The 13,772-nt window shown below is 43.1% G+C and carries 14 protein-coding genes and 1 riboswitch; of the genes, 5 read left to right on the forward strand and 9 right to left on the reverse strand.

Going from position 1 to position 13,772, the window contains the following annotated elements:
- Positions 1-25: 25 nt before the first annotated feature.
- The 3 genes from NYE43_RS15855 to NYE43_RS15865 are packed head-to-tail and all read right to left on the reverse strand — an operon-like array spanning position 26 to position 2,649.
- On the reverse strand, positions 26-550 hold the full coding sequence (locus NYE43_RS15855; RefSeq protein ID WP_326323607.1) for a GNAT family N-acetyltransferase: 525 nt from the start codon (positions 548-550) through the stop codon (positions 26-28).
- Positions 551-576: 26 nt separating this feature from the next.
- Positions 577-2,106, reverse strand: a complete 1,530-nt coding sequence (floT, locus tag NYE43_RS15860; protein ID WP_059292679.1) for a flotillin lipid rafts scaffold protein FloT — start codon at positions 2,104-2,106, stop codon at positions 577-579.
- Positions 2,107-2,124: 18 nt separating this feature from the next.
- A complete protein-coding gene (locus tag NYE43_RS15865; RefSeq protein ID WP_101860056.1) occupies positions 2,125-2,649 on the reverse strand; it encodes an NfeD family protein in 525 nt (174 codons plus the stop codon).
- Positions 2,650-2,816: 167 nt separating this feature from the next.
- Here NYE43_RS15865 and NYE43_RS15870 point away from each other — a divergent pair, with 167 nt between their 5' ends.
- Positions 2,817-3,305 (forward strand): DinB family protein, encoded by a 489-nt coding sequence (locus NYE43_RS15870; protein WP_101860055.1) that lies wholly within the window; start codon positions 2,817-2,819, stop codon positions 3,303-3,305.
- Between the two features lie 5 nt (positions 3,306-3,310).
- Here NYE43_RS15870 and NYE43_RS15875 read toward each other — a convergent pair whose 3' ends face one another.
- The 3 genes from NYE43_RS15875 to betB all read right to left on the reverse strand — a co-directional run bounded on the left by NYE43_RS15875 (position 3,311) and on the right by betB (position 6,676).
- A complete protein-coding gene (locus tag NYE43_RS15875) occupies positions 3,311-3,889 on the reverse strand; it encodes an MOSC domain-containing protein (RefSeq protein WP_341062209.1) in 579 nt (192 codons plus the stop codon).
- Positions 3,890-3,978: 89 nt separating this feature from the next.
- On the reverse strand, positions 3,979-5,187 hold the full coding sequence (gene gbsB, locus NYE43_RS15880; protein ID WP_095713945.1) for a choline dehydrogenase: 1,209 nt from the start codon (positions 5,185-5,187) through the stop codon (positions 3,979-3,981).
- Positions 5,188-5,203: 16 nt separating this feature from the next.
- Positions 5,204-6,676 carry a betaine-aldehyde dehydrogenase gene (gene betB / locus NYE43_RS15885; RefSeq protein WP_341062210.1) on the reverse strand — a complete coding sequence of 491 codons (1,473 nt, stop codon included), beginning with the start codon at positions 6,674-6,676 and terminating at the stop codon, positions 5,204-5,206.
- Positions 6,677-6,875: 199 nt separating this feature from the next.
- On the opposite strand from betB, the gene cudC reads away from it, so the two are divergent.
- The 4 genes from cudC to NYE43_RS15905 all read left to right on the forward strand — a co-directional run bounded on the left by cudC (position 6,876) and on the right by NYE43_RS15905 (position 10,563).
- Positions 6,876-7,418 carry a choline uptake/conversion transcriptional regulator CudC gene (gene cudC, locus NYE43_RS15890; RefSeq protein ID WP_106019451.1) on the forward strand — a complete coding sequence of 181 codons (543 nt, stop codon included), beginning with the start codon at positions 6,876-6,878 and terminating at the stop codon, positions 7,416-7,418.
- Positions 7,419-7,625: 207 nt separating this feature from the next.
- Positions 7,626-8,171 carry a biofilm surface layer hydrophobin BslA gene (bslA, locus tag NYE43_RS15895; protein ID WP_103672559.1) on the forward strand — a complete coding sequence of 182 codons (546 nt, stop codon included), beginning with the start codon at positions 7,626-7,628 and terminating at the stop codon, positions 8,169-8,171.
- Positions 8,172-8,329: 158 nt separating this feature from the next.
- A riboswitch (cyclic di-AMP (ydaO/yuaA leader) is annotated at positions 8,330-8,479 on the forward strand.
- A gap of 71 nt (positions 8,480-8,550) precedes the next feature.
- Entirely contained in the window at positions 8,551-9,219 is a 669-nt protein-coding gene (locus tag NYE43_RS15900) for a potassium channel family protein (protein ID WP_024122619.1), read from the forward strand.
- Between the two features lie 6 nt (positions 9,220-9,225).
- Positions 9,226-10,563, forward strand: coding sequence for a TrkH family potassium uptake protein (locus NYE43_RS15905; RefSeq protein ID WP_216393810.1), 1,338 nt, complete (start codon positions 9,226-9,228; stop codon positions 10,561-10,563).
- A 34-nt stretch (positions 10,564-10,597) separates the two neighbouring features.
- On the opposite strand, the gene NYE43_RS15910 is transcribed toward NYE43_RS15905, so the two are convergent.
- From NYE43_RS15910 to NYE43_RS15920, 3 genes are all read right to left on the reverse strand, one after another.
- Positions 10,598-10,861 carry a YiaA/YiaB family inner membrane protein gene (locus NYE43_RS15910; protein WP_024122620.1) on the reverse strand — a complete coding sequence of 88 codons (264 nt, stop codon included), beginning with the start codon at positions 10,859-10,861 and terminating at the stop codon, positions 10,598-10,600.
- A gap of 107 nt (positions 10,862-10,968) precedes the next feature.
- Positions 10,969-11,817, reverse strand: a complete 849-nt coding sequence (locus NYE43_RS15915) for a glucosaminidase domain-containing protein (protein WP_024122621.1) — start codon at positions 11,815-11,817, stop codon at positions 10,969-10,971.
- A 150-nt stretch (positions 11,818-11,967) separates the two neighbouring features.
- Complete coding sequence (locus tag NYE43_RS15920; protein ID WP_341062211.1) at positions 11,968-13,530, reverse strand: MFS transporter; 1,563 nt, start codon at positions 13,528-13,530, stop codon at positions 11,968-11,970.
- Positions 13,531-13,772 lie beyond the last annotated feature (242 nt).

Here is a 13,772-nt window from a genome sequence, read left to right on the forward strand (position 1 = left end):
CGGCCGTTCCGCTGGGGGTTGTTTTTTATCTTCCGTTAAGTAGATTTTTTAATGAAGCAAGATCCGGCCAGCCGAACCCTACTTCTTTCATGCTTTCTCCTGCGATTTCAAAACTATCCTCGGCTGCTCTTTCAGGTGAAAACGACTGATAAAATTTAATCGAAGGATTCTCCTCTACGACCCAAACAAACATGCTCGTAAAGCCCTGATCAAGCAAAAAATCTGTTCCCTTTGTCAAAAGCGCTCTGCCTGCACCTTGCCGCTGTTTTTCTTCTAAAAGGTAAATGGCATACAACTCTCCGTCATAGCCGCTCTGCTCTGAACGAATTGGACCAAAAGATGCAAAGCCGAATACTGAACCTTCTTCATCTTCTGCTACAAAGACCCCCTTTAATGAACGGCTTTTCCATTTGGATTCAAAATCCTTGTAGTTCAAACCATTTAAGTATTCAGCGGAGACAATGCCGCTGTATGTTGTCACCCAGCTGTCAACATGCACTTTTGCGATTGCCTTTATATCATCTAGTCGTGCTTCTCTTATAGTCACCATTCATTCTCTAATCCTTTCCGCAATGGTTATTCAGATTTTTGAACAGGTTTTGTTTCTTTTAATTCATTTGTCAGTTCGTTGATGCTCTGTTTGATGTTGCCTTTTCCTGAAAAGTTCTCAATCATTTCTTTTACGTCGATTCCCGAAGACGCTTTTAAGCTTTCTTGCAGACTGGACATTAAATTTGTCGCATAGCTTGTGACTTTGTTGGCGCCGCTTGAATCACCGTTTCCTCCTGTATCAACAACGGTGATCTTATCAATATTTGAAAGCGGTGCTGATACCTGTTTCGCGTATTCCGGAAGCATTTTGACAATCATATCGAAAATCGCAGCCTGACCGTACTGCTCAAAGGCAGCGGCAATTTTTTCTTTCGCTTCCGCTTCAGCAAGACCTTTTAAGCGAATAACCTCGGCCTCTGTCTCACCTTTTGCTTTTTCAGCTTCTGCTTTTGCAAGGCCGTCAATTCTGACCCTTTCAGCTTCAGCCTTCGCCATCGCTTCTATGCTGTATTTCTTGGCATCGGCTTGGGCTAGCTGTTTGGCTTTTTCAGCAGCGGCAGATTGCTCAACTGAATAGCGGTCTGCATCGGCTTTTTTCTTCACTTCAGAATCATACTGGCGTTCACGGCGGAGAATTTCTTTTTCTTCTAATTCAATTTGTTTTTGGCGTTCTATAATCTTGACCTGCATTTCCTGCTCAGTCACCTGCTGGCGTGCTTTGGCTGTTTCCAAATCGTATGCCTGGTCAGCGTTGGCTTTTGCTGTATCTTGATCTCGCCGGTATTCAGCCATTTTAAGCTGATTGATTTTTTCAGCTTCGGCAATTTCCGTCGCTCGTTCAAGCTCTGATTTTTTGGCTTCTTTATCGGCTTCCGCCCTCTTAATTCTTGTTTCTTTATCGGCCTCTGCGGTTGCAATGTCAGCATCACGTTTTACCTGCGCAATTCTCGGTTTACCTAGTGATTCAAGATAGCCGTTTTTATCACGGACATCTTTAATGGTAAAGGAGACAATCACAAGACCCATCTTCGCAAGATCCTGCGAAGCGACACGCTGCACTTCTTGAGAGAATTTTTCGCGGTTTTTATAAATTTCTTCTACTGTCATAGACCCGAGAATGGAACGGAGGTGGCCTTCCAGTACCTCACGGGCCTCCTGCTCACGGTCTTCTTTTGACTTTCCTAAAAATTGTTCGGCTGCTGTGGCGATTTCTCCAATAGAGCCGCCGATTTTAATAATTGCAGTTCCGTCTGCCATTACAGGCACACCTTGCTCGGTATACACTTCAGGTGTCGATACATCGAGTTTGCTTGATAACAGACTTAGCGGCTCAGCCTGCTGAAAAACCGGAAGAACAAAGGTTCCTCCTCCGCGAACAATCTTCAGGCGGTTGCCTCCCTCATCAACGTGAACATTTTTATTTCCAAGATAACTTCCTGTAACAATTAACGCTTCATCAGGCCCTGCCGTACGATATTTTGTAATAAATACCGCTATAAGTGCGATGAGTAAAAAAAATACAACTGCGATGACGATGATAATCGGCATTGTCATATGACATTCCTCCTTGTTTTATAAAGGTTCATGCGGAGTAACTGAAAGAACTCCGTTTTTGACATCCACAACTAAAACGACTGTTCCGTAACTGATCTGTTCATTTTCAAAGCTGATCGCTGATTTTGAAATCGTACCGCCTATCCCTTCAATCAGTACTTCTCCAAATCCATCAACCGGAACAGCGGTTATGACTTTTCCGAGTCTGCCTCTAAGATCATCTTCCCGATAAGTCAATGATTCTTCTGCCGATGATAAAGGGACAAGCACAAATAAATGGAGCAATATCACCAGCAGCACCGAAAGAAGACAGGATATTAGAGCAATAATCAGGCTGGAGAGGGGGAAAACTGTTTCGCCTATATATCCAGATGCGGAGAAAAATGTGAAAAATGAGAGCACCAATGTCGGGTGTAAAAACGGAATAGCTTCGGACAGCCCTTCAAACACATCTCCGAAAAATAAAAATAGCAGCGTGAGGCTTCCGGCTATGATAAGGGTGTAAAGGTAAATCGTTTGAACAGGAATACCGTATAACTCCAATTTTCTCATCCTTTCTAAGCTGCTACTTTAACCGACGGCCGTCGTTACCTTTTATACGAGATACAGAGGAAAAGGTTTCAAAATGTTTCGATAAATGTTCCCGACACAGTGCTTTATACATGATAAATGCCCTTATATATGGTAATGTTTTTTCAGGAGGAGATATGATGAGTATCTTTAATGAAGCCAGATTAGAAACATGGAATGAAGTCAAAGGACTTTCCGATGAAAAGCTGAATCAAAAGCCTTCTTCTGATGAATGGAGTATACGGGAAGTTCTTGATCATTTGAAGAAAATTGATATGACCGCCCAAAACATGCTGAAAGAACGAGTAAAGGAAGCGCCTGTTAAGGAGATTGAGGAAAAACCGCTTACGGCCGCACAGGATAGAAGCAATAAACGGAAAGCGCCGGCCCATCTTGAACCGGATCATGATTTTATTTCAGGCAGCCAAATGAAACGGGAGCTTGATGTTGTAAGGGAGCAGCTGACAGCTGTTATTGCCTCTCTTAAAGAAGAAGATTTTGAGAGAGTATTGCCGCATCCCTTGTTTCAAGAGCTGACCGTCAGACAATGGATCGAATTTATCGGCCATCACGAAAAACGCCACCTCAGCCAGATCAAAGAAATTAAAGAGAAAATAGAAAGAGTCTGATTTATTCAGACTCTTTCTGCTTTTTGTTTGATGTTCCGCTGGTATGAATAAACGATTATTTCGTCACCCGCATACACGGCACCGGGTCTCTCGACAATACATACAATGCCCCTTATCCCCAACGCATGGCGGACAAAAGCCGGTGCAAGCTTTGGCTTGTCCGGATAATAAGACTGGATGACTTCACCCGGCTGGATACACGGATCATTTTCTCCCTCACACAGTAAAGCGGCGCCGCTCGGAAATATAATCCGGCTTCCTTCTTTTAATGTTGTGAAATCAGGTATACCGCTAATTGCAACATTTGCACCGAGCCATTCGGGAAAAATACTCGGGACTCCCATTTTCAAAGCAATTTCGTCACATTCTTCTGTTGAAACAATTGAAATTTGTCTGCGGTTAAAAATTTCTGTTCCTCTTGAAAACATTGGCTCTCGGGCCCCAGCTTTTTTTGTCAGGCCGAAATGTAAGTCGCCGGGAATGCCGCCATAATCAAAATCGAGCTTGTCCATTTGTTTTGTTACAAAGCTTTCTGTATCTGCAACATATAAGCCTTCCGTTTTTGCGGTCATGCGTTTCCACATAAGCTTGCACCGTCCTTCATCTCTAGGATTGTCACTTATGTTCAATTATCCAAAAAAATCCCGCTCTGTAAAGGAGCGGGATCATCGCATTATACAGTTTTTGGCGTAAGATTAAAGCAGCGTTTGTAGATCCAGTTATATGCTTTCTCATTTAAATCTCTAGGATTTCCGAAGGTTTGCGGATCTTTCATTGCTTCTTTTGACAAGCGCTCGATCATGTCCGGCGATACCCCTTGTTCTTCTAAAGTCGGTACTTCTAACTCTTTCACAAGATCGTACATCCAGTTGACAGATGCTTTTGCAGCTTCTTCTGTTGTCATATTGCTTGTATCAATGCCGAACGCTTTTGCGATACGGGCAAATTTCTCCGGATAGCCCTTCCAGTTGTATTCCATAACAGGGCCCATCATTGCCGCTACACATTGACCGTGAGCAACCGGGATGATACCGCCGAGTGTTTGGCTCATGGCGTGAGCAGCACCCGCTGATTCACTGCCGTAAGAAAGACCGGCAAGCATAGCAGCTTGCGCCATTCCGTATCTGGCTTCGAGATCTTCTCCGTCAGCAAATGCTCTCTTAATGTAGTGAGCGGCATATTCAATCGCCATCAACGCCACTGCGTCTGTAATCGGCTGCGCAAATTTCATTGTGTAGCACTCAATGGCGTGAGCAAGAGCATCAATCCCCGTCATTGCTGTTACGTGCGGCGGCATTGAGACGTGAAGCTCTGGGTCAATCACAGTCAAATGCGCAGCAATCAGCGGACCGCCTGTGTTAAATTTGAATTCTCTTTCTTCATCTGTAATAACCGCCCATTGCGTCACCTCTGAGCCTGTTCCAGCCGTTGTCGGAATTGTCGTAAGCGGAGGAATGCGGTTCTCCAGCGGTTTCTTTCCTTCGGCTGCTTCATAATCAAGTACGCTTCCCTCGTGAGTCGCTTCTACCCCGATGGCCTTCGCTGTATCCATGGAGCTTCCGCCTCCGACTGCCACCAAGCCGTTGCAGTTCTCTTTTTTGTAAAGCTCAGAACCTTCATTTACAAGCCGTACAGGAGGGTTTGGCTCAACTTTATTAAAGAGCACCACTTCAATGCCTGCCCCTTTTAATGACTCGATGACAGGATCTGCGACGCCGGCTTTATAAATTCCAGGGTCTGTAACAAGCAATGCTTTTGAAACACCCAGTCCAGCTACTTCTTTTCCTACATGGTTGACGGCGCCAATTCCGTGCTTAATCACAGTCGGAATTTCAAATGTGTGAAATTTATGCATGCTTTCTACTTTCATATTTAATGTCATAATCAATCTCCCCTTCTTATGAATTGAACCAATTAACCGCTGTCGGTTTTGTGTTGCGATAGACATGTTTGACTTCTGTGTACTCTTCAAGCCCTATTTTTCCAAGTTCCCGTCCGAACCCGGATTGCTTATAGCCGCCCCATGGCGCCTGCGCAAAGTACGGATGGAAATCGTTAATCCAAACCGTTCCCATTCTCAAACGGGCTGCTACACGTTCACACTTTTCAATATCTTTCGACCATACAGCTCCGGCCAATCCGTAAATCGTATCATTCGCCAGTGAGATTACTTCTTCCTCAGAACTGAATGTTTCGACTGTTAATACTGGCCCAAATACTTCTTCCTGAACAATTCTCATGTCAGATTTACAGTTTGAGAAAATGGTAGGTTCATAGAAAAAACCGTTTTGAAGTGCTGGATCTTCCGGACGTTTGCCGCCAGTCTCCAGTTTTGCACCTTCTTCCAGTCCGATCTCTACATATTTTTCAACCTTTGCTCTATGCTCCGCGGAGATAAGCGGACCGCTTTCTGTCTCTTCGTGAAAACCGTTTCCGAGTTTAATGCGTTTCGCCCGCTTGACAAGCTCTGCTAAAAATCGGTCATGAATATCTTCTTCTACAAGCAATCGGGACCCGGCGGAGCATACTTGGCCGGCGTGGAAAAATACGGCGTTTAGCGCCTGATCAACCGCGACTTCCAGGTCTGCGTCTTTGAAGACGATATTTGGATTTTTCCCTCCAAGCTCAAGCGCAATTTTTTTAACGTTGCCGCTTGCCGCCCGCATGATTTTTTTGCCTGTTTCAATTCCGCCTGTAAACGAAATCAAGTCAACGTCTTTGTTTACAGCAAGCTCGTCACCCACTGTGGCGCCCGGTCCCAACACAAGGTTTGCGACACCTTTTGGAACCCCGGCTTCCTCCATCAGCTTAAAGACTTTCATTGTCGTCAGCGGTGTGATTTCACTCGGCTTCATGACAATTGTATTGCCTGCCGCTAAAGCCGGGGCGATTTTCCAGCTTGCTTGCAGAAGCGGATAATTCCACGGCGTGATTTGTCCGCATACGCCAATTGGCTCTCTGATGATTTTGCTTTCTGAGTCAGGGATTGGAGATGAGATGATCTCTCCTCCATCTTTATCTGCCAGACCAGCATAATACTGAAAAACATTGGCGATATCGTCCATATCGGCTTTGCTTTCCTCAAGTGTTTTTCCCGTATCAAGGGATTCGAGCTCGGCCAGCTCGTCTAGATCGCGTCTGATTAATTCCGCAATTTTCAGAACTATTTTTCCGCGTTCAAGCCCTGAAAGAGAAGGCCACTCTCCTGCATCAAAAGCTCTTCGTGCAGCAGCGATTGCTTTAACGGCATCCTCACGTCCGCCCTCGCTAACTGTTGCAATTTCTTCTTGATTAAATGGATTAATAATACTGCGGACCTGCCCTTTTTCGGCACTGATCCATTCACCGTCAATGTATAATGTTTGACTCATCTAAGTCCTCCTTGACGAAAATAAAGTTTGTTAAATAAAAATTTAATGTTTTTAACAACCTTAATCTAACATATGGTTTTTAAACTGTCAAAGCCCTAATTGTGATTTTCATTTTGACTTTTCTCTAGGTTTCGTTAAGATAAAGAACATAAAGAAATGACTTAACAAATTTAATTTTCTAAAGGAAAAGAGGGTCAGTATGGATGAAAATCCAGAATTTGCAGCTATAGAACAGGCACGGGATCTTGTTATTGACTCCATTGCTGAAACAATGGATCTTTACGGAATTACCCGAAGTGTCGGGATATTATATGGAACGATGTACATGCGGGACGAGATGACGCTTGACGAAATGCGGGAGGAGCTGCAAATGAGCAAGCCCAGCATGAGCACGGGTGTCAAAAAGCTTCAGGATTTAAATGTCGTGAAAAAGACATTTCACCGAGGCATCCGTAAGCACACATTTGTAGCCGAAAAAGATTTCTTTAAATTTTTCACAAATTTCTTTCCGCCAAAATGGGAACGTGAAGTTCAGGTGAATGTATCAGCAATTGAGGAGGCTCAGGCTGATTTACAAGAGATATTGCATAAGGAAGAACTCAATGAGGAAACGAAGAATGAAGCGCAGCGTTTATACGAGCAGCTGGAAAGTTCTAAAGCCTACTACGATTGGCTGAAACGTCTCGCTGAATCGGTGCAGAGCGGAGAGATTTTTAAATTTATACCAATTGAAACAAAATAATCAAAAAACGTCTGGAAAACCGGACGTTTTTTTGTTTTTTCACTATATTTACTACAAATTTGAAAAATACGGGAAAAACACCCCATTTACTTCCATTTTATTTGATGGTAATTTTATGTAGGTAAAATTTGTATTTGGCCTTTAAGAGGAGGTGGAAAGCAGAGGCAGGCCTTTAATCTTTATCACTTATTAGGGGGAATTTTTGTTATGAAACGCAAGTTATTATCTTCTTTGGCCATCAGTGTATTAAGTCTCGGTTTACTCGTTTCTGCACCTTCAGCTTCTTTTGCAGCTGAATCTAAGTCATCTTCTGCTCATACTGAGTCTACGATGAGAGCCCAATCAACAGCTTCATTGTTTGCAACAATTACAGGAGCGAGCAAAACAGAATGGTCTTTCTCTGATATCGAATTGACATACCGTCCAAACACGCTTCTCAGCCTTGGCGTGATGGAATTTACATTGCCAAGCGGATTTACAGCAAATACAAAAGATACGATGAACGGAAATGCATTGCGCGAAACACAGATCCTCAATAACGGTAAAACAGTAAGGGTACCTCTGGCTCTTGATTTATTAGGCGCTGGTGAATTCAAGTTAAAACTGAATAACAAAACGCTTCCTGCCGCTGGTACATATACTTTCCGTGCAGAGAACAAATCACTGAGCATCGGAAATAAATTTTACGCGGAAGCCAGCATCGAAGTGGCTAAGCGCAGCACACCTCCGACTCAGCCATGCGGCTGTAAATAATCACAGAGGGCCGGCTTAACGCCGGTCTTTTTTACGTTTTTTGACTCCTTTTCCTCTCCCTTTTCCCTCTATTTCCAGTTACCTTTTCACTTGTATTAAATTTAAATTGACAAACACTAGAAACAGGAGTAAATTCTTGAGTGTTCAATTTCATAAAGTCTCTTTTACCGCTTAATCAAACACGAACGGGGAAACCAATGATTGGCTGTTTCACAAAACGGCCTTGGGGTGAATCTTACTTAGTAAGAAGGGGTACTCTGAATCCCTAATCCGACAGCTAACCTCGTAGGCGTATACAGAGAGGAGGTCTATTTTGACCATTCTTTGTAATGGTCTTTTTTACTTCAAAACGCTAATTTTATTAAGGGAGTCTTGAACATTGGGAAGAATAAAAAACAAGCAATTTGCAGTCATCGGGCTTGGACGGTTCGGCGGAAGCATTTGCAAAGAGCTGCACAGAATGGGCCATGAGGTCCTTGCCATTGATATTAACGAAGAAAAGGTCAATGCCTTCGCTTCCTACGCAACCCATGCGGTCATTGCCAATGCCACTGAAGAAAACGAATTGCTTTCACTGGGAATTCGTAATTTTGAATATGTCGTCGTGGCTATAGGGGCGAATATTCAAGCGAGCACACTGACCACTTTGCTATTGAAAGAGCTTCACATTCCAAATATTTGGGTGAAAGCTCAAAATTATTATCACCATAAGGTTCTGGAAAAAATCGGCGCCGACCGCATTATTCATCCGGAAAAGGATATGGGCGTCAAAATCGCACAAAGTCTCTCTGATGAAAATGTCTTGAATTATATCGACTTATCTGATGATTACAGCATTGTTGAGCTGCTGGCAACACGAAAACTGAATTCCAAATCCATTCATGATCTGAATGTTAGAGCAAAGTACGGATGTACCATCCTGGCAATTAAACATAATGGAGATGTTCGCCTTTCTCCTGCACCGGAAGAGGTGATTTACGAACAAGACTGCCTGGTGATGATGGGTCACAAAAAGGATATTAAACGCTTCGAAAACGAAGGGATGTAGACAAAGGTGGGACTTCATAAGGAAACTGTAATCAAGTGGGTTCGTTTTTCTCCCCCGCAAGTGCTCGCGATTGGTTTTTTTCTTACTATTATTATTGGCTCTCTTTTGTTAAAGCTCCCGATTTCTACTGCGAAGCCGTTGTCATGGATAGATGCCCTTTTTACAGCGGCTTCTGCTACAACTGTTACCGGGCTTGCAGTTGTTGACACTGGGACAGAATTTACGGTGTTCGGGCAAACTGTCATCATGGGTCTGATTCAAGTCGGCGGGCTTGGCTTTATGACATTTGCTGTTTTGATCGTCATGATTTTAGGAAAAAAAATCGGATTGAAAGAACGAATGCTGGTCCGGGAAGCCTTAAACCAGCCGACAATCGGGGGCGTGATAGGCCTTGTCAAAGTCCTGTTTCTATTTTCAATCAGTATCGAATTGATCGCCGCCCTGATCTTATCCATCCGGCTTGTGCCCCAGTATGGCTGGGCATCCGGATTGTTTGCCAGCGTGTTTCATGCAATATCGGCTTTTAACAATGCCGGTTTTTCTTTATGGCCGGATAATTTAATGAGATACGTTGGTGATCCTGCAGTCAATCTTGTCATTACTATCTTATTTATCACAGGGGGCATCGGGTTTACGGTGCTTTTTGACATCCTGAAAAATCGGCGTTTCAAAGCCTTTTCATTACATACAAAACTGATGCTAGCGGGAACGTTCGTTTTGAATATTGCTGCCACACTGATTATCTTTATTTTAGAGTACAGCAACCCCGGCACGCTAGGTTCCTTGCATTTTCCAGATAAACTGTGGGCTTCGTATTTTCAGGCAGCGACGCCGAGAACCGCGGGCTTCAACTCTGTGGATTTTGGCAGCATGAGAGAAGGCACCATTGTATTTGTCCTGCTGTTGATGTTTATCGGAGCGGGCAGCGCTTCAACGGCGAGCGGTATTAAGCTGACTACTTTTCTTGTGATTTTGATGTCTGTCATCGCTTATTTAAGAGGGCATAAAGAAACTGTTATTTTCCGCCGGACCATAAAATATCCGATCATTATTAAGGCCTTAGCAGTCAGTGTTATCAGTTTGTTCATCGTCTTTATAGGAATTTTCGCCTTAACCATTACAGAACAAGCGCCGTTTATACAGGTTGTTTTTGAAACTTTTTCAGCTTTCGGAACGGTCGGACTGACAATGGGGCTGACACCCGAACTGACAACAGCGGGGAAATGTATCATTATTGCGATTATGTTCATCGGAAGAATCGGACCGTTGACGTTTGTTTTTTCATTTGCTAAAACAGAAAAATCAAATATTCGTTACCCTGACGGTGAGGTGTTTACTGGGTAATGTAAAAAATCCGGCATATTACATGCCGGATTTTTTATGATTCAATATGAGATTGACTTTGTCTTTTTTCCTGCTCCGCGATGATATCATTATCTTCTGCGTTATCACGCGTCACTTTTTGTGTAAGGATCGCGCCGACCGCTACAAGGATCATCACTGCAATGTAGTAGCCTTTTTCATTGAGTTCGAGATTATCAGCGTTATAGAGTCCGATACAAAACAAAAATACTCCCGCAAAAAAAGTGAAATAAGCTAATACAGTAAAGGCAACCGTGTTTCTCCGTCTATATTTCTGCACCTTTGTTCCCTCCTGAAGCATAGTTATTAAGTGATAACTTCCGTGGAATATTATACCTCAAATTCCCCTGAATGGAACAAAAAAATAAAAATACCAGGAAAAACGGCTCAGGTTGCTTCCTTTATTTCAACAGCTGAGTCATCAATCCAGCCGACCAGTTTATTATTGACTTGGAATTGGTACCATACGGACTGGCCTTTCTGTTTTTTAGATACAACCTTTATATCCTTGCCAACGTAAGATTGCGCAGAGGTCAGCTTAATGGATTGATCATCAGTAGAAGGCTTAGACCATACATCTTGAACGGCGCTGTCTTTGATGGAGCCTTTTAAATCCACAGCTTTCAGAGATGGATTCACCTCATCGTATTCATCTAAATCGTACTTTTCCACAATGGCGCTGATTTTGTCAGCATATTCCGGGTCTGTGGCATAGCCTGATGTTTGAAGAGCGCCTGCTGCTTCTTTATAATCCTCAGCTTCAAGCACCGGCTTATACTTCTTTTTATTCCACGATGTGCCTTGGACAAATAATTTGGCGTGATCATCCATTGATTCAAAAAACGTGCTGTATTTGCGGAATTTCGCGCGAATCGTTTTTCTTTTTCCTTTTTCAAATTCATCTGTATCCATGGTGACGTGATGTCCTTTATAATTTCCTTTTACGCCAAACAGGTTGTTGGCTTTAGAGGCAAGCTCGCTGTTTCCCCAGTCAGATTCGAGTATGGCCTGAGCTATCGTTATGCTGGGAAGGACATGATATTTTTCATATAAAATTTGAGCATGTCCGGAAAGGCTGTCAATAAATACTTGCTGTTCATCAATTTCTTCAGGTTCTTTGGATGTTTCAATTGGCTTTGAAAGAGTTGTCGCTAAAACAAACAAGGCTAGCGGAATCGATACAACGAAAAATAGAGAGATGAAGAGTCTACGTTTTTTCAGTTTTTTACGGGCCATGAAAACCTTCCTTCGATTTAAAAGATTACGAGTGTAAAAGAATCTACCTTTAAGAATTTTACTTGTACTTCTAATATTTTTCAATTCTTTAGGGATAAAGTTTGAGAGAGAACACACAAAAAGCCTTTCCCATCAAGGGAAAGGCAGTGATCATGTATCTATTTTTGTAAGACTGTGCTGTTTAAAATGTCTGAGCGCATCACGATATTCTTGATCATGTATGACTTTATGAGATTTTACGGCAGCCTTTGTCAGTCCATGTGCAGAAACAGTCGGTTTTTCCGGAGCGGATTTTCCTTTATCATGAGGCTTATGAGCCAGCTTGTGCCCCATTCCGGTGGCGTTCATACAAAACGATAAACAAACGAGCAGCACGCTCAGGATAAAAGAAATCAAAAACAGATCATGATAGGCAGTCATCATAGAATCCTGCATCGATCCGTTTTGTCTGGCAGCATCCTTTTTCGTGAAATAGCCGATCAGGATAGGTACACCCATATAGACAAACAATCTTAAAAACTGAACAGCTGTCATTCTTTTGACCAGATCAGGAAGCGGGCCGCCCATAGCGGCTCCCATTAGTCCTGCTGCGACCGTCAGGCCGGTTCCTGCTGCCAGCATGATGAACAGCGCCGCAAACACATAGAGAGACGATTGATATTGCATATGAAGCCATTGAAAATTCACAAAAACGAGAATGAGAGAACCTATAATCCCCAGCATCCCTGGTCCGACTTTATCATATAACAGAGCACTCGCAATAGCTGCGATGGCCACTCCAATCAATAGAGTCATATTTAAAAGAATGAGATGATCTCGGGATATATCATACATTTGACGAAGCAAGCCTTGAAAAGCTGCCAGACTGACAGCTACCGTAATCGTTCCTGCCGCTATGATAAATAAACCGAGCACAGGTTTAGGCAGCAGCATCTGTTTAATAGAGATGAAAGGGTTTTTCACCTTATATTCTACAAATAACAGAATGAGGAGCAAACATAAAGCAACCCCAAAACCAGCCCGTACATAACCTGATGAAAAGCCCCATTTTTGCAGAAAAATGAATGTAAACGCTGAGGCTGCGGCCACGCATACAGATAAAATGATCCCTGCTCTGTCGAGTGATGACTGTTCCTTTTCTGATCCCCCATGATGCTCATCATTGAGAAAGAAATAACTCACTGCGACGCCGATCAAAGACAATGTGCCAAAGGTAAAAAACAGCCATCTCCAGTGGCCGTAGCTCAACGCGATCGTTCCTAAAATCGAACCGATAATAACAGAGCCATAGAACCCGCCGATAAGCACCAGTAGTGCGTAATTCCGCCGGTCAATCGGAAATGACAGGACTAGCATCGGAATCATAATCATCAGCATGACACCTGTAGCCGCTCCCTGTAAAAAGCGTCCTGCCGCCATCCAGGCAATATCGCTTGAAAATGCGAAGAGCAGTGAGCCAAGTATAAAAACGGGTAATGAAGCCAGATAGATCGGACGGGCACCGAATTTTTTCCTTAGCAGCGGTCCTGCCGGAACTAATAAAGCGAAGGCCATATTGCCGATCAATATTGGATTTACTGATGTGAAGTCACTTGTTCCAACCGTCTTCTGAACAAGGCCTTGAACTGACGACAATGCCGTGTTAGACATCAATCCCGGCCCGACCGCTAAAACAGCGAGCAAAGAAATCACCCAATAGTGTTTTGTCTTCATGTTGTCATTCCTTCCTATATGAATACATACGAAACACATCATTTTTTAAAAGCAAAAGAAGCTAATAGATTTTGCATGCCATTAGCTTTCATTCGGATTCTCTCCCCATCATGGGAAATGATATTATTTTATGATAATATGTGAAAAAATGAGCATATACTCAAACATTATTCCAAACCGATTGTGTTTTGTCAATGGCGCAAATTTCAAGCACAAATCAAACACCTAAACGGCTTTTGCCC

The sequence above is a fragment of the Bacillus sp. FSL R5-0434 genome, assembly GCF_038004745.1.
Taxonomy (GTDB): domain Bacteria; phylum Bacillota; class Bacilli; order Bacillales; family Bacillaceae; genus Bacillus; species Bacillus halotolerans.